The organism is Thauera sp. WH-1 (assembly GCF_047806685.1).
Lineage (GTDB): Bacteria > Pseudomonadota > Gammaproteobacteria > Burkholderiales > Rhodocyclaceae > Thauera.
On the sequence record NZ_JBLQGP010000002.1, the window covers coordinates 193234 to 208599 of the forward strand.

Sequence of the window (15366 nt, forward strand, 5' to 3'; positions counted from 1 at the left end):
TCATAGCGCCGTGGAGCCCGGCGAAGTGGATCAGATCCGCGCGGCGACCAACGGTAACTATGCGCTCGGCAACGATCGCTTTGCCGCGCAGCTTGCAAGCGCGCTTAACCGCCGCGTCACGCCGGGCAGGGCGGGGCGTCCGCCGAAACAGTGGGACGTGCCGGCGAGCGGGGACTTGTTCGACTCGGAGTAGCGGCAGCGCAGCAAGGAAAGCCCACCGGGCATGAGCGCGGCGGGCTTTGGAAACTGGGGTCTGTCCCTATTTCTTCTATTTCTTATCTTCGCTTTAAGGCTAAAATGGGCATGCACGAGATCATCCACTACCTCGACGAGGCCGAGAACGATCTGTACCAAGACTGGCTTGACGCGTTGCATGACCGTGTCGCCAAAGTGGCGATCATCAGACGTGTTGCCCGTATGGAAGTGGGTCTGTTTGGCGACTGCAAGCCGTTGCGCGATGGTGTCTGGGAACTCAAGGTCGATATCGGTGCTGGGTATCGCGTGTACTACGCCCATGTGGGCAACATGGTGATCATGTTGACCAGTGGCGGCGACAAGAAGTCGCAGAGCCGCGACATCGAGCGTGCGGTGAAGTTGTTGAAGGACTGGGAGAGGCGAAATGGCTAAGAAACATCGAACTCACGAGGAAGCGACAGTCGAAATGTTCCGCAAGGACCCTGAGCTGGCCGCCGAGTATCTCAATTCTGTGCTGGAAGACGGCGACGAGACCGACCTGATGCTGGCTTTGCGTACCCTGAGCAAAACGTTCGGCGGTGTGCAGGAGGTGGCACGTCAGGCGGATGTGAATGCCCACACCCTGTATCGGACCCTTTCCGAAAAGGGCAATCCTGAACTCAAGACCCTGTCGGCGATCCTCAAAGCCATGGGCATGCGTCTGGCGGTTCAGCCGCTGAAGCACCACGGGCAACATCACGCCCACGCCTGACCAGCAAGGGTGAATCGGGGGCTTTGCCCCATTCCCTTCTGCAGGCTAGGAGGGAAATTGGGGTCCGTTCCCTATTTCCCTCTGGACGTGCCGGCGCGCAGGGACGTGTTCGAGTCGGAGTAGCGGAAGCGCACCAAGGAAAAGCCCGCCGGGCGTGAGCGCAGCGGGCTTTGGGTTGAGGCTAGGTTAGGTGGGAAATTGGGGTCTGTCCCCTATTTCCCTCTGGACGTGGTGACCGAGAAGTCGCTTCACCCGCTGATGCGCGATCGCATCCTTAATGAGGCGCAGCCATTGTGATCCTTGCCGCATGAAGCCGAGTCTCGAGGCCGACAAGGTCTAACTTGCCCACATGCTGGAGTGCGCGGGCCGCATCGACGAGTACGTCGGCGGTGACGAGCCCGGAAGTAGGGGACAGACCACGATTATTTTCGGCGCTGCCCCAACATCGCAGCATTGATCGATCGCGCGGAGTATGCTTTTCGCATCATTCACCTCCTTCGCCGACCACCATGCCTCGACGCGCACGTCTGTTCCTTCCTGGTGTTCCCATGCATGTCATCCAGCGCGGCAACAATCGTCAGGCCTGCTTCTTTTCCGACGACGATTACCGCTGCTACCTGGAGTGGCTGGGGGACGCATCCCGGGATACGGGCTGCAGCATCCATGCCTATGTGCTGATGACGAACCACGTCCATCTGCTGCTCAGCGCACACGACGCGGGCGGTGTCGGCGACATGATGAAGGCGCTCGGTCAGCGCTACGTGCAGTACGTCAACCGTGTCTACGCGCGCAGCGGCACCCTGTGGGAAGGGCGGTATCGCTCGTGCCTGGTGCAGCACGATCGCTATCTGCTGACTTGCATGCGCTACATCGAACTCAACCCCGTGCGGGCCGGCATGGTCGATCACCCGGGCGCCTACCGCTGGTCGAGCTACCGCGGAAACGCGCAGGGCGAAGCGGACGAACTGATCCAGCCGCATGCCGTCTTCACCGCCCTCGCTCCCGATCCCCGGGCTCGCGCCGAGCGTTACCGCGCGCTCTTTCAGAACGCCCTGGCGCCCGGCGAAGTGGACCAGATCCGCGCGGCGACCAACGGCAACTACGCGCTCGGAAACGATCGCTTTGCTGCCCAGCTTGCGAGCGCGCTCGGCCGCCGCGTAACGCCGGGCAGGGCGGGGCGCCCGCCGAAACATCCGGACGTGCCGGCGAGCAGGGACTTGTTCGAGTCGGAGTAGCGGAAGCGCAGCAAGGAAACGCCCGCCGGGCGTGAGCGCGGCGGGCTTCGGGGTGAGGCTGGGTCAGGTGGGAAATTGGGGTCTGTCCCCTGTTTCCCAGCAAGTAGCGGACGGCGGACTGAGCGTGCCGTCCGCCCTGCGTGTCGTTCTCGACACCAATGTGCTGTTGTCCGGCCTGGCCTACCCGGGGAGCGTGCCGGGCCGCATCGTCGCCGCCTGGCGGCACGGTTCGGTCGACGTGGTTTTGTCGACCTTCATCCTCGAAGAACTGCGCCGCGTCCTGCCACGGCTATCCGCCCGCCACGGCCTCTCCAGCCGTGAAATAGACGACCTCGTGGACATCCTGTCGATCCAGGCCGAACTCGTCGACCCGGAGCTGGTTGCCGACGAAGCCTTGCGTGACGACAACGACCAGCCCCTGCTCGGCACCCTGCTGGCAGGCATGCGCGCAGGTAGCCTCGACTACCTGATCACCGGCGACGAGGACCTGCTCGCCCTGGCAAACGCCTACCCCATCCTCACGCCCGCCGAGTTCTGGCGTCGGCACGGGGGCGTGTAGCGCCGGCGCGGGGCGGAAATTGGGGTCTGTCCCCTATTTCTGCGCTATTTCCCTCTGGACGTGCCGGCGCGCAGGGACGTGTTCGAGTCGGAGTAGCGGAAGCGCACCAAGGAAAAGCCCGCCGGGCGTGAGCGCAGCGGGCTTTGGGGTGAGGCTAGGTTAGGTGGGAAATTGGGGTCTGTCCCCTATTTTTTCCCCGCGGCGGGCTTTGGGTGAGACTAGGTCAGGTGGGAAATTGGGGTCTGTCCCCTATTTTTCTCTATTTCTCCGCTCTATTAGACTCCAGTCTTAGACTTGGAGCAGTCAGTGCCACTAGTAACTCCAGCCCAAGCTACGGCATTCGCATTCACGGTCGGTGTCCAAGTGACCACGCAACTTCCAACTGCAGCGTTGCCGGTCACAACGATCGCTGCGGTCGTTGCCGTGAGAGTAACCGTTCCGTTCGCAGGGGTTGGCAAGGCAGCGTAACCAGTGTGCGTAGTGAGCTCTGCTAACGTGTCACAAGCCGCCTTGTCACCAGAGTTGAGTTGCGCACACTCTGCAACGGCGAGCTTCAGGGGCGCAATTGCGGTATTGTTCTCAGCCCAGCGCGCACGAGTTACGTAGTCCTGATATTGCGGGATAGCAATCGCCGCCAAAATGCCAATAATCGCCACCACGATCATCAGTTCGATCAGCGTGAAGCCTTGTTGCATCTTCTTCATTTCAGTTCTCCTGGATGGGAAACCGCGGGAAATCCGCTTGCCTACCCATCAGCAATCCCCGTGCCAGCGCCGGAACTCCGCCTTTCCGTGACGCAGTGCCGCCGACTTGACACGATTCCGGGGCGGAATTTGACAAGCCGCCCGGAACGGATTGTCAACATGTGACAAAGGGGTGTGCTGGCCCCTTTGCGTGGCATGGGCGCCGCCTTCGAACCGCATCAGTGCTTTCCCGCCGCGAAGTAGCTAAAATGAAATTCCTTACTTCATTACTTTTCGGGGGCGATCATGTTGGCCAAGCGGACGAGCAAGAACCAGGTCACCTTGCCCAAGGCCATCGTTCAGCGCGTGGGCGAGGCCGATTACTACGACGTCACGGTCCAGGACGGAAAGATCGTGCTGACGCCGGTCCGGCTGCAGCAAGCCGATGCCGTGCGGGCGAAGCTCGAGGCGCTCGGCATCACGCAGGATGACGTCGAGGATGCGATTGCCTGGGCGAGAAAACGCGCGTGACGCCGCCGCGCGTCGTGCTCGACACGAACTGCCTGGTGTCGGCATTGATCTTTTCCCGCGGCCGCTTCGCCTGGCTGCGCGAGGCCTGGCAGGGTGGGCGCAGTGTGCCGCTGGCGAGTCGCGACACGGTCGGCGAGCTGTTGCGTGTGCTCAACTACCCGAAGTTCAAGCTGGCGCGCGACGAGCAGGAGGCGCTGCTGGCCGAGTTCCTGCCTCATGTCGAGACCGTCGGCATCGAGACGCCGCCTGACGGGCTGCCGGATATTCGGGACCCCGACGATCGGATCTTCCTGGCGCTGGCCCTTGCCGCCGATGCCGACGCGCTTGTCAGCGGGGACGGCGACCTTCATGCAGTCAAGCCGGATTTCCCGACTCCGATCCTGACGGTGGCGGAGTTTTCGGAGTGGTTGAAGGGGCGGGGGTAGAAGGGAGATCCCGCGGTCAGCTCTTTCATCTGCTCACGCGCTCGCGCCGCCCCGGGGGTGCGAGCGCGTGAGGGTTGTGCTAAAGTTTGTACAAAGTTTAACTTGGAGCACATGATGGAAGCCCTGACCTACAGCTACACCCGCACGCACCTTGCGCAGGTGATGCGCAGCGTCAACGAGGACCGCGCGCCGGTGCTGGTGACGACGCAGCGCGGCAAACCGGTGGTGATCATGTCGCTGGACGATTACAACGCGCTCGAAGAGACGGCGTATCTGCTGCGTTCGCCGAAGGGTGCGAAGCGCCTGATGGAATCCGTGGAGCAGTTGCGCGCAGGCGGTGGCGAGCCGCGCGCGCTGATCGAGACCGACGATGCAGCCTAGGTTCTCGGATCACGCCTGGGAGGACTACCTCTACTGGCACGAGACCGACCGCAAGCAGCTCAAGCGGATCAATACGCTGATCGAGGACATCCGCCGGCATCCCTTCACGGGCATCGGCAAGCCCGAGCCGTTGAAGCACCAGCTAGCGGGGTTCTGGTCGCGCCGCATCGATGACCGGCATCGGTTGGTGTATGCGGTTGAAGGGGAGGTCTTGCTGATCGCGCAGTGTCGGGATCATTACTGACAAGGGCTGAGGGGACTGAGCGTTTTCATCTGCTCACCCCACCCGCTGCACAGCTACCGTGCGTGTTTGTGGGAGCTGGGGCCAGGCCCTTCACCGCTCACCCCGCCGGCGGCTGCGTGCCCTTGAAGCTGTCGCGCTCGAACAGCCGGTCCGCGAACGGCACCAGCCCCGGGTGGCGTGCGCGCCAGTCGAGGTCGGGGAAGCGCAGGTCGAGGTAGGCGAGCGCGACCGCGGCGGCGATGTCGCCCAGCTGCATGGCGCCGCCGTTGAACCAGTGGCGGTCGTCGAGGCGGCGCTCGAGCTCGGCCAGGCCGCGGTCGATCTTGTCTTTCTGGCGGCTGATCTCGCGTGCGCTGCGCTCGCCGTCGGGGCGGCGCGATTCGAGCAGGGCGGTGACGGCGGCATCGGTCACGCCGTCGGCCAGGGCCTCGGTCTGGCGCACGCGCACCGCATCGAGCGCGTCGGCAGGCAGCAGCGCGGGGGCGGCGCCCAGCGTCTCGAGGTAGCCGGCGATGACCGGCGAGTCGTAGAAGGTCTCGCCGCTGTCGGCGATCAGCACCGGCACCTTGCCCAGCGGATTGACCTCGGGGATGCGGGTGTTGGCCTCCCACGGCGAGTCGACCACGAGTTCGAAGGGCAGCGCCTTCTCGGCGAGCACGATGCGGATCTTGCGCGTGTAGGGACTGGTCAGCGAGGCGAGCAGTTTCATGGCGGTGTGGGCTCCCGGGAACGTGTCTGCACCATACGCCGCGCGCCCCGTCGGCAGAATTAGGGAAATCGTGGGGCCGTCGCGCCAGGCTGCGCGCGCTGGCGCCTCTCGCGCGCGGGCGTGAGATTTGCCAGTGCGCGCAGAGCCGCCCACGGCATAATCGGCGAGATGCGCGGCTTCGCGTCCGGCCCGGTCTGGCGGCGCAGCGGCCGTCCGCGATGGCGTGGCCCTGCCACGCGTGCTGCGCCATCCTCCCTATCCTTTTTTCTGGAGCTGTGCTTGAACCGGGTTCCCGTTCCCGTTCCCGTTCCCGCCCGCCTTGCCGCCGCGCGCCGTCAGGCGCGTCTCGAGCTGATCCAGGCCCTCGTCGTGGTGGGCCTGGTCGGCAGCTTGCTCGCGGCCTTCCTGCTGTTTTCGCATCGCTCGACCATGGAAGCCGTCGAGAAGTCCTCGAGCAATGAGGCGGCCGTGCTCGCGACCCAGCTCGAGGGCGCTTTGCGCCGGGTCGACATGAGCGCAGCCTTCGTGCGCGAGCACTTCCATGCGGCGGGCAAATCCCAGGTGCCGGGCTCGGCGGGCTGGGTGCAGGCGCTCGAGCATCTGCAAGCACATGTCGCGCAACTGGGGGTGGCCTTCCCCGAGGCGGTCGCAATCCTGGTCGTCGATGCCGAGGGTCGGGTGCGGGCGAGCAGCCTGGCGGCGGGGCGGGACTGGAACATCGCCGATCGCGAGTATTTCCAGCAGGCGCGCGCGGCACCGGTGGACGCCATCCGCTTCTCGCCGACCCTGCTGACCAAGGGGCCCACGGTGCCGGCGGTGGTCGGTTACCGTCCGCTGCTGGGACCGGCGGGCGAGTTCGGCGGGCTGGTGGCGGTCGCCCTCGACTTGCAGCACTTCGAGGCCACGCTGTCGGGCATCGACGCCGGCAGCCAGGGGGTGGTGAGCGTGCTGCGCAGCGACGACAGCCGGCTGGTGATGCGCTGGCCCGACGTGCCGGAGCGCATCAACGAGGCGGCGCCCGATCTGCCGCCTTTCCGCCTGATCCAGGGCGGGCAGGCCGCGGGCTTGGCGCGCTTCGTGGCCGAGGCCGACGGGGTGGAGCGCATGTATGCCTTTCGTGCGCTCGAGGGTTATCCCTTCTTCGTGCTGGTCGGACGCGCGGTCGACGAGCAGTTTGCGCTGTGGCGCCAGACCGCCCTTGTGGCCAGCTCGCTGGTCGCCCTGACCCTGGCCCTGCTGCTGCTGATGCAGGCCGGGCTGCGCCGCAGCCGCGCGCGCATCGCCCGCGGCGAACTGCGCCTGCGCCAGCTCGCGCTGGCCGTCGAGCAAAGCCCCAATCCGATCCTCATCACCGACCCCCAGGGCCGCATCGACTACGTCAACGCCGCTTTCACGCACGTCACCGGCTACCGCGCCGAGGACGTGATCGGCCACAACCCGCGCATCCTCAACGGCGGCAACACGCCGCGCGAGACCTACGAGGACCTGTGGGCCACCCTGGGGCGCGGCGAGGTGTGGCGCGGCGAGTTCCACAACACGCGCAAGGACGGCAGCCGCTACCTCGAACTCGCCACCATCGCCCCCATCAAGGAGGCCGACGGCAGCGTCACCCACTACGTCGCGGTGAAGGAGGACATCACCGCACGCCGCGCGGCCGAGGCCCGCATCCAGCAGCTGGCGTATTTCGACACCCTGACCGGCCTGCCCAACCGCAGCCTGATGCGGGACCGCCTCAAGCAGGCCATTCTCGCCGGCGCGCGCAGCGGCTCGCACGGCATGCTGCTGCTGCTCGACATCGACCACTTCAAGATGCTCAACGACACCCAGGGGCACGCGGCCGGCGATACCCTGCTGCGTGAGCTGGCGCGCCGCCTGCAGGCCACGCTGCGCGAGGAGGACACCGTCGCCCGCCTGGGCGACGACGACTTCGCGGTCGTCGTCGAGGGCCTGGGCGAGGACCGCGAGCGCGCCCTCGCCCAGGCCGAGCGCATCGCCGAGCAGCTCTACGCGGCCGTCACCGCGCCCTGCGAGCTCGGCCTGGCGAGCGGGCCCTACCGCAGCACCCCGAGCATCGGCATCACGGTGTTTGCCGGGCGCGCGGAGCCGGCCGAAGGCGTGCTCAAGCAGGCCGAGGTCGCGCTCTACCGGGCCAAGGAGGACGGACGCAACGCGATCCGCTTCTTCAGCGAGACCATGCAGGCGATGGTGGACGCGCGTGCCGAGCTCGAGCTGCGGCTGCGGCGGGCGACCGTCGAGGGGGGCTTCCGCCTGTTCTATCAGCCCCAGGTCGACCGCGACGGCAGGGTCGTCGGCGCCGAGGCCCTGGTGCGCTGGTTCGACCCCCAGGGCGGCATGATCTCACCGGCCAGCTTCATCCCCGTGGCCGAGGAGACTGGGCTCATCGTGCCGATCGGCGACTGGGTGCTCGACACCGCCTGCGCGCAGCTCCACGCCTGGCAGCAGGCGGCGGCCACGCGCAGGCACACGGTGGCGGTCAACGTGAGCGCCAAGCAGTTCCACCAGCCGGACTTCGTCGCCAAGGTGCGTGCGGCCATCGAGCGCCACGGCGTCGACGCCAGCGGCCTCAAGGTCGAGCTCACCGAGAGCGTGGTGCTGGGCGACCTCGACACCACGGTGGCGCGCATGCAGGAGACCAAGGCGCTCGGCGTGAAGCTGGCGCTGGATGACTTCGGGACGGGCTATTCGTCGCTGTCCTACCTCAAGCGGCTGCCCTTCGATCAGCTCAAGATCGACCAGGTCTTCGTGCGCGGCATGGCCCAGGACGCCAGCAGCGAGGCCATCGTGCGCGCCATCCTGGCGCTGAGCCGCTCGCTCGAGCTCGAGGTGGTGGCCGAGGGCGTGGAGAGCCGTGCCGAGCACGAGCTGCTGCTCACCCGCGGCTGCGAGCTGTTCCAGGGCTATCTGTTCGGCCGGCCGGTGCCGATCGAGGAGTGGGCGGCGCGCGCCGGGCGTGGCGGCTGAGCGCGCTCGTATCCTTGCGTCAGGCCGGATCGACGTTGCGCGCGATGAGCGCGCGGATCAGGTGCAGCTTGCCGTGGAAGAAGTGGTCCGCGCCCGGCACCACGATGATCGGCTGCTCCTGCGGGCGGGCCCAGTCGAGCACGTTGGCGAGCGCCACGGTGTCGTCGTTCTCGCCGTGGATGACCAGCGCGGGGATGTTCCTCGGCAGTGCCGGGGTGTCGTAGCTGCGCCCGCTGCCGGTGGTGGCGCCGGCGGCCATGCCGACCAGCACGAGCTGGCGCGGCGGCGCGATGCCTTCGGCCAGGCGGTTGGCGACGCGCACCTGCACATAGCCGCCGAAGGAAAACCCGCCCAGCGCCAGCGGCAGGCTGCCCCAGCGCGACTGCGCCCAGGTGAGCACCGACAGCATGTCCTCGGTCTCGCCCTCGCCGTGGTCGTGTTCGCCCTCGCTCTTGCCAACGCCACGGAAGTTGGGCCGGATCACGGCAAAACCGAGGTCGCGGTAGGCGCGCGCCAGGGTGTGCGCGACCTTGTTGGTGTTGGCGCCGCCGAACAGCGGGTGCGGGTGGCAGACCAGGGCGACGCCCTTCACCGTCTCGGGGGCGTCGATCAGCACCTCGATGGCGCCGGCAGGACCGCGCAGCAGCGCGGCTTCGGTGGGCAGCGGGCGGCTCATCGGGCGTCCTCCGGCAGGCGCAGGCGCTCGACGATGCGGCCCTGGCGCAGATGGCTGTCGATGATCTCGTCGACGTCGTCCTTGTCGACGTAGGTGTACCAGACGTTGTCGGGATAGACGACGATCACCGGGCCGTCGTCGCAGCGTCCGAGGCAGCCGGCCTTGTTCACCCGCACGCTGCCCTTGCCCTTGAGGCCGAGCGCGGCGGTGCGTTCCTTGGCGTAGGTCTGCAGCTCGCTCGCCTTGTGGTCGTTGCAGCAGGACTCGCCCGCCGGGCGCTGGTTGCAGCAGAAGAAGACGTGGTGTTTGAAGTAACTCATGCCGTTTCTCGAGGAGGGGTGGGGGTCGCGCGCGGGCGCCGCAAGCCCCGGATTATAGGTGGCGTCAGCGCCGGCGGGCGGCGCCGGCGAGATGCTCGCCGCGCCACAGCCCGAGCGCCGACAGGTAGGCCAGCGCCACGTAGGGCCACAGGCTGTCGACGAGCTGGGTCAGACCGTGGAAATTGAGAAAGTTGCTGAAGCCGGTGAGCTGGCGGTTGTAGATCAGGTAGGGGTTCTCCGGGACCAGATTCACCAGCGCGGTGGCCAGCAGCAGGCTGGCGCCGGCGAGCGCGTGCTGGACCAGGCGCGGCAGCAGCAGGCAGGGCAGCAGCACGGCGCTGCCGATCATCAGGCCGCGCTCGGCGCCCGGGGTGAGCCAGGCCAGCGGCGCGCCGGGCGTGAAGAAGGTCCACGTCGCGATCGTCTTGGCGAGCACGCCCAGCCCCAGCACGACCAGCACCGGCAGCGGGTTGAGCCCGCGCGTCATGCAGCGGGTGAACAGCCCCACCGCCAGCACCGCGCTCGCCGTGACCGCGGTGTCGAAGGCGATGAAGCGCTCGGCGCGAAAGGGCAGCGGCGCCGGGATGCCGAGCAGGCTGCGGATGTCGCCGGTGGAAAACAGCAGGTCGGTGGCGGTGAGCTGGCCCAGCAGCCACAGCGCCAGCAGCACCAGCCCGGCCTCGCCGCTGCGCCCGGCGATCACGTAGTGCGTGCGCCAGCGCTGCAGCCGGCCCTGCGGGCCGAACAAGGCCGTGCCCCAGCGCGCGCCCAGCAGCGCGCCCAGGAAGGCGCCGGCGACATTGCCGCCGAGGTCGAGGTTGCTGGCGACGCGGCTGGGCAGGAAGTTCTGCGCGCTCTCCAGCCCGAGGCTGAGCAGGGCGCCGAGCAGGGTCGCCAGCAGCAGCCGGCGGCCGAAGTTCCAGCCCGCCGGCAGGGCCGCGGCGGCAAGGACGCCGAGCGGCAGGTAGCCGAGGATGTTGAACAGGAAGTCCTCGAGGATGAAGTACTTCGGCCACGGCGCCCACAGCCAGTCCAGGGGCGGCAGCCCGCTGTCGCGCCAGCCGGTGAGCGGATGCAGGCAGGCATAGGCGACCAGCAGGGCGTAGGCGAGCGCGAGGGCGCGGGGCAGGGCGGTGGGGTTGCTCGGGGGCATCGTGCGGCTTCGTTCGGTGGCGGGCATCCGGGCCAGGCCGCGGCGCGCCCGTCAGCAGGTGTGCGCTGCGGAGGCAGGCGGCACAAGGCCGAAGTTTAACGGCAGGCGACCACCCGCAGGGCAGGCTGCCGCGCCCCGCGCCCGCTCAGCCGGCGTAGCGGTCGCGCTCGATGCCGTATTTCTTCAGCAGCTTGCCGAAGGCGCGCCGCTCCTTGCCCGCACGCTGGGCGGCGGCGGACACGTTGCCGCCGGTGGCGGCGATGAGCTGCTCGAGGTAGTCGCGCTCGAAGCGGGCGATGACGGCGGCCTTGGCGCTCCTCATGTCGAGCGCGGCGAGGGCCTCGGCGCTGGCCGCCGGGGCTGCGCGGGAGCGCTCATCGAGGCCCAGGTCGAGGTGCAGGACGCCGCCGTCGGCGAGCAGGAACTGGCGATGCACCACGTTCTCGAGCTCGCGGATGTTGCCCGGCCAGGCATAGGCCAGCGCCTGGCGCCGCGCCTGCTCGTCGAGCACGGGGGCCGGTCGCGCGTAGCTGCGCGCGAAGCGCTGCACGAAGTGCTCGATGAGCAGCAGCACGTCAGCGCCGCGCGCGCGCAACGGCGGCAGCGTGACCGCCATGATCGCCAGCCGGTAGAGCAGGTCCTGGCGAAAGCTGCCCTCCTGCACCATGGCTTCGAAGTCGCGGTTGCTGGCGGCGATCACGCGCACGTCGGCCTGCACCAGGCTGCGTCCGCCCAGCGGCCGGTAATGGCCGTCCTGCAGGAAGCGCAGCAGCGCCACCTGGCCCTTGTGCGACAGGCATTCGATCTCGTCGAGGAAGAGCGTGCCGCCGTCGGCCTCGCCCACCACCCCGGGCTGGCTCTCGCGCGCGTCGGTGAAGGCGCCGCGGGCGTGGCCGAAGAGCTCGTTCTCGACCAGGTTGTCGGGCAGCGCGCCGCAGTTGATCGGCACGAAGGGCTTGTAGCGTCGCGGCCCGAGGTAATGCACGGCGCGCGCCACCAGTTCCTTGCCGGTGCCGGTCTCGCCCTGGATCAGCACATGGGCGCTGGTCTGTGCATAACGCCGCACCAGGTTCATCGCGGCGGTAAAGCAGGGGGCGCTGCCGAGCAGGCCGAAGCCGCCCAGGTCGTCAGCCGGGGGGGAGGAGAGCTTGCGTGCCGAGCCCGGAATCATCGTCTGCCTCCTGCCGTTGCGGCGCCGTGCAGCGGCCATCGGGCGGTGCTTGCCGGGGCGCTGCGGTCCAGTTGAAGTGAATACGCAATGCGGATGAAGCGCGTGCGTTGCGCGTCTTTCAATCTGGACGACCCAGCTTGAGGCGTCAAATGACGTTACATGTCGAACGTTTACGTGAACTGGTCGCCGGCGGCGCCCCTGGCGCCGCCGGCCGATTGTGCCTGGACCCCTGCCAGCCAGTCTTGCCACTGGCGCACCGATGCCGCTCGCATCGTGGCCGGTGCGCGCCAGTCATAGTCGCCATGGCGCAACCACAGCGCCTCCCACTCGCGCCGCCGCGCGCGGTCCCGGCCCGGCGCACCGGCCCAGGCCCGCGTCACGCCCTCCAGCACGCGTTGCGCGCGCAGGCGGGTGAGTTCGGCGTCGGCCATCAGCAGGGGCAGCACCGCCGCCAGGCTGGGCAGGCCGATGGCGATCAGGGCGCGCACCTCGGCGGTGTAGTCGGCGTGGAGCGGCTCGGGGTGGGCATCGATGGTGGCGGCGAGGGCCTCGATGCGGGCCTGGTCGGTTTCGTTCATGGCATCACGATCGGGTGGTTGGAGACCGTGTGCGAGAACTCGATCACCACCCGGCGGTTGGCGCGCAGGCGGCCTTCGTCGCGCGGCTGGGGGGCACCCGGCGCCGTGCCGTGCTCGGAGAAGATGTCGGTCTCGCCGAAACCGAAGGAATAGGCGATGCGCCCCGGGTCGATCCCGGCCAGCAGCAGCATGTTGCGCACCGCATCGGCGCGCCGCTGCGACAGCCGCATGTTGCCCGCCTCGCTGCCGCGCACGTCGGCATTGCCCTGGATGCCGACGGTGACGTCGGGGTAGCGGCTGAGGTAGTCGGGAATGTCGGCGAGCTTGGTGTCCTCGCCCGCCACCGGCACGTCCTGGTTGGTGTCGAAGTACAGCACCACCGGTTCGTGCACGTAGTAGCCACGAAATCGCTCGAGCGCCTCCTCGAACACCGGCGAGGCCTGGTCCTCGACATGGGCATATTCGCCCTGTACGGCCCCTGCGCGGATCTGGAAGCCCCACGAGATCGCGCCGTAGATCGTCTGGTTGTCGGTGCCCTTGGCCACCGTCTCGAAGTCGAGGTCGCTATCGAAGGACAGGCTGGGAAAGTCGAACAGCGAGGCCGGGCCGAAGTCGGTCGGCGAGCGCAGCCAGCCGTACTGGTTGTCGCCGCCGATGCCGAAATGCTCGATGTAGTTGGGCGAGCCGGCCTCGCCACGCGGGGTGGCCGAGGGCAGGTTGTCGATCATCCAGCCCGCGGGCGCACCGCCCGGCGTGCCCTGCGTCATCTGCTCCATGCGCCCGGCCTCGGTGCCGGCGACGCCGGTGTTGGCATCGACCATGTTGTTCCAGTCCACCGGCGCGCCCGAGGCCGGCGTCGTCGTCCCCGCGACGTCGGTTGCATTGACCGCCTGCACGAGCCCGATCTCGGCGGAATAGGGGCCGTTCGGGTCGGGGTGGAAGGTGATCGTGCCCGACAGACCCGGCGGCGCGGTCTGCGTCGCCATGCCGATCTCGAACACGCCCAGCGTCACCGGCATGCTCTGCATCAGGTCGCACTGCAGCGCACGCGGCTCGCCCTGCTGCTGGGCGACGTGGGTGAGCTCGTGGGCGAGCAGGCGGTCGCCGGCCGGTGTGCCCGGCGCGTAGCGGCCGGGGGCGAAGAAGATGTCGCGGCCGAGGGTGACGGCGTTGGCGTGGAGGCTGCCGGCGAGCTGCGCGGCGCGGCTGTCGGTGTGGATGCGGGCTTCTGGCATGCCTGGCGCCTCTCCCGCGCCCTGTGGCGCGGGCTGGCCGGCCCCGGCCCTGTCGGCGACCCTGCGCAGTGCGGCAGCCTGGGCCGGCGCCGGTGCCGCGATCAGGGATGAGGTCGGCGACGTGCCGCCCTCCCGGGCGGCGTGGGCGGCTTGCTCCGCCGCTTGTTCGGGACCCTGATCACGCGCAGTCCGAGCCGTCAGGGTCGTGCGCCCAAGGGTGAGGAAGCGGGGGACGCCCCGCCCCTTTTCCCGATCGGGGTTCCTGGCGTTTGCCGAATGGATGGGCGGCTGGCGATCCGGACGAGACTTGAAAGTCATGGTGCCTCCTCGTCATTAGATTAGGTCAGTTCGCTGCGGTCGATCCCGCCGATGTCTGCCGGCGCTCTTCCAGCATTGCGGTGACCATCGCGTCGAACGCCTCGGCGCCGACCACGTCCTCGCGCAGGTGTTGGATGCGTTTGCGCAGCAAGTCCTCGACGACCTGCCAGCGGCGGTGGCGGGCGACCGCCAGTCCGGTGGCGAGGGTCCGGTAGGCTTCGGCAGGGCGGTTCGCCTCGGCGTACAGGCGGGCGACGAAGACCACCATGCTTACGTAGCCCACAACGCTCCCTTGTGCGGCATAGCGGCGGGCGGCCTCCAGCGCCGCCGCCGCCGCCAGGTCGAAAGCCCCGAGAGCCGCCGCCGAACGTGCTACTCCGATGTCGAGCATGGCCTCCAGCTGCGGCCGCGGATAGCGGCGGCAAAGCTCGCCCGCCTCGCGGAACATGCGCTGCGCGGCAGTGTGATCGCCCACTGCGGCGCTCAGGCTGCCGACCGCGAGGTTCATCTGGATGACTTCGGGCCACGCCCCGGCGGCGCGCAGCAGGTGGCGTGCATGGTCGAGATGGCGGCGTGCCGTGCGCGCGTCGCCGCGTGTCACGAGCACGAAGCCGAGTGCCTGCAGGCACTGGATGCGCTCCTCGACGAGCTCGCCCGGCATGCCTTCGAGTGCGGTGTGCAGGGTGGCCGACGCCGCGCCATGGTCGGCTGCTTCGACCTCGAGCTCGGCGCGCGCGACGATCGGCAGCCAGGCCGTCCAGGTGTCGCGAGAAGGCGGGGTGATCGTTGCGAGCAGGGCACGGGCAGCGTCGAAGCCCTGTCGGCGCACCAGGATGCGTGCCTGTGTTGCGATTTGCCAGGCGGTGTCGGCGGCCGCGGTTGGGGAGGTGGCGGGGATCTGCACCGCATCGACCGCAGCCTGCGCGGCGTCGAGCGCCAGCCGGCGCATGTGGATGACGGCCTGGCGCAGCTCCAGCCGCGCCACGACGTCGGCCCGGCCGAGTTCGCAGGCGAGCCGGCATCCTTCCTGCAGCCACTCATCGACCGGGGTGGGCCAGTCGGTGAAAACCGGTGTGAACAGCGCCGCACGCTCGAGCGCAGCCAGTCGCTCGGCGGCTGTGCCCTGCCCGCGTGCGATCGGCACCGCAGCCAGCAGCTCGGTGAGGAAGGCGCGTGTGCGGGCCTCGGCCGCCGCGGGCGAACGCGGTGTCATGGCGCGC

19 protein-coding genes are annotated in these 15366 nt (G+C 68.4%); 10 read left to right on the plus strand and 9 right to left on the minus strand.

Features of this window, described 5'->3' with window-relative positions; translation table 11 throughout:
- Positions 1–25 precede the first annotated feature (25 nt).
- The 5 genes from ACMV5O_RS03170 (at position 26) to ACMV5O_RS03190 (ending at position 2740) form a co-directional block, all read left to right on the plus strand.
- Positions 26–193, plus strand: a complete 168-nt coding sequence (locus ACMV5O_RS03170) for a hypothetical protein (RefSeq protein WP_416162121.1) — start codon at positions 26–28, stop codon at positions 191–193.
- A gap of 110 nt (positions 194–303) precedes the next feature.
- Positions 304–627 (plus strand): type II toxin-antitoxin system RelE/ParE family toxin, encoded by a 324-nt coding sequence (locus ACMV5O_RS03175; protein ID WP_416162122.1) that lies wholly within the window; start codon positions 304–306, stop codon positions 625–627.
- Positions 620–946 carry an addiction module antidote protein gene (locus tag ACMV5O_RS03180; RefSeq protein ID WP_416162123.1) on the plus strand — a complete coding sequence of 109 codons (327 nt, stop codon included), beginning with the start codon at positions 620–622 and terminating at the stop codon, positions 944–946. The genes ACMV5O_RS03175 and ACMV5O_RS03180 overlap by 8 nt, the downstream gene beginning before the upstream one ends.
- Positions 947–1494: 548 nt before the next feature.
- On the plus strand, positions 1495–2181 hold the full coding sequence (locus tag ACMV5O_RS03185) for a transposase (protein ID WP_416162124.1): 687 nt from the start codon (positions 1495–1497) through the stop codon (positions 2179–2181).
- Positions 2182–2305: 124 nt separating this feature from the next.
- Positions 2306–2740: a putative toxin-antitoxin system toxin component, PIN family gene (locus tag ACMV5O_RS03190; RefSeq protein ID WP_416162125.1), complete on the plus strand. Its 435-nt coding sequence runs from the start codon at positions 2306–2308 to the stop codon at positions 2738–2740.
- Positions 2741–3015: 275 nt separating this feature from the next.
- On the opposite strand, the gene ACMV5O_RS03195 is transcribed toward ACMV5O_RS03190, so the two are convergent.
- A complete protein-coding gene (locus tag ACMV5O_RS03195; protein WP_416162126.1) occupies positions 3016–3444 on the minus strand; it encodes a pilin in 429 nt (142 codons plus the stop codon).
- A 285-nt stretch (positions 3445–3729) separates the two neighbouring features.
- Here ACMV5O_RS03195 and ACMV5O_RS03200 point away from each other — a divergent pair, with 285 nt between their 5' ends.
- The 4 genes from ACMV5O_RS03200 (at position 3730) to ACMV5O_RS03215 (ending at position 5004) form a co-directional block, all read left to right on the plus strand.
- The gene (locus ACMV5O_RS03200) at positions 3730–3954 is read left to right on the plus strand and encodes an AbrB/MazE/SpoVT family DNA-binding domain-containing protein (RefSeq protein ID WP_270069065.1); all 225 of its coding nucleotides are present in this window, start codon (positions 3730–3732) and stop codon (positions 3952–3954) included.
- Positions 3951–4379, plus strand: a complete 429-nt coding sequence (locus ACMV5O_RS03205; RefSeq protein WP_416162127.1) for a putative toxin-antitoxin system toxin component, PIN family — start codon at positions 3951–3953, stop codon at positions 4377–4379. Before ACMV5O_RS03200 ends, ACMV5O_RS03205 begins: the two co-directional genes overlap by 4 nt.
- 114 nt (positions 4380–4493) lie before the next feature.
- A complete protein-coding gene (locus tag ACMV5O_RS03210; protein WP_004361138.1) occupies positions 4494–4760 on the plus strand; it encodes a type II toxin-antitoxin system prevent-host-death family antitoxin in 267 nt (88 codons plus the stop codon).
- Positions 4750–5004, plus strand: coding sequence for a Txe/YoeB family addiction module toxin (locus ACMV5O_RS03215; RefSeq protein ID WP_324540059.1), 255 nt, complete (start codon positions 4750–4752; stop codon positions 5002–5004). The genes ACMV5O_RS03210 and ACMV5O_RS03215 overlap by 11 nt, the downstream gene beginning before the upstream one ends.
- Before the next feature lie 97 nt (positions 5005–5101).
- Here ACMV5O_RS03215 and ACMV5O_RS03220 read toward each other — a convergent pair whose 3' ends face one another.
- A complete protein-coding gene (locus ACMV5O_RS03220) occupies positions 5102–5713 on the minus strand; it encodes a glutathione S-transferase (protein WP_416162128.1) in 612 nt (203 codons plus the stop codon).
- A gap of 279 nt (positions 5714–5992) precedes the next feature.
- Here ACMV5O_RS03220 and ACMV5O_RS03225 point away from each other — a divergent pair, with 279 nt between their 5' ends.
- Positions 5993–8695, plus strand: coding sequence for an EAL domain-containing protein (locus tag ACMV5O_RS03225; RefSeq protein WP_416162129.1), 2703 nt, complete (start codon positions 5993–5995; stop codon positions 8693–8695).
- A 19-nt stretch (positions 8696–8714) separates the two neighbouring features.
- On the opposite strand, the gene ACMV5O_RS03230 is transcribed toward ACMV5O_RS03225, so the two are convergent.
- The 7 genes from ACMV5O_RS03230 to ACMV5O_RS03260 form a co-directional block, all read right to left on the minus strand.
- Positions 8715–9371 carry an alpha/beta hydrolase gene (locus ACMV5O_RS03230; RefSeq protein ID WP_416162130.1) on the minus strand — a complete coding sequence of 219 codons (657 nt, stop codon included), beginning with the start codon at positions 9369–9371 and terminating at the stop codon, positions 8715–8717.
- On the minus strand, positions 9368–9691 hold the full coding sequence (locus ACMV5O_RS03235) for a (2Fe-2S) ferredoxin domain-containing protein (RefSeq protein WP_416162131.1): 324 nt from the start codon (positions 9689–9691) through the stop codon (positions 9368–9370). The genes ACMV5O_RS03230 and ACMV5O_RS03235 overlap by 4 nt, the downstream gene beginning before the upstream one ends.
- Before the next feature lie 64 nt (positions 9692–9755).
- Positions 9756–10844, minus strand: coding sequence for a VanZ family protein (locus ACMV5O_RS03240; RefSeq protein ID WP_416162132.1), 1089 nt, complete (start codon positions 10842–10844; stop codon positions 9756–9758).
- Between the two features lie 145 nt (positions 10845–10989).
- Complete coding sequence (locus tag ACMV5O_RS03245) at positions 10990–12015, minus strand: sigma-54 interaction domain-containing protein (protein WP_416162133.1); 1026 nt, start codon at positions 12013–12015, stop codon at positions 10990–10992.
- A gap of 170 nt (positions 12016–12185) precedes the next feature.
- Positions 12186–12593, minus strand: a complete 408-nt coding sequence (locus ACMV5O_RS03250; RefSeq protein ID WP_416162134.1) for a hypothetical protein — start codon at positions 12591–12593, stop codon at positions 12186–12188.
- The gene (locus ACMV5O_RS03255; RefSeq protein ID WP_416162135.1) at positions 12590–13828 is read right to left on the minus strand and encodes an eCIS core domain-containing protein; all 1239 of its coding nucleotides are present in this window, start codon (positions 13826–13828) and stop codon (positions 12590–12592) included. Before ACMV5O_RS03255 ends, ACMV5O_RS03250 begins: the two co-directional genes overlap by 4 nt.
- A gap of 343 nt (positions 13829–14171) precedes the next feature.
- Positions 14172–15359 carry a hypothetical protein gene (locus ACMV5O_RS03260; RefSeq protein WP_416162136.1) on the minus strand — a complete coding sequence of 396 codons (1188 nt, stop codon included), beginning with the start codon at positions 15357–15359 and terminating at the stop codon, positions 14172–14174.
- Positions 15360–15366: the final 7 nt, after the last annotated feature.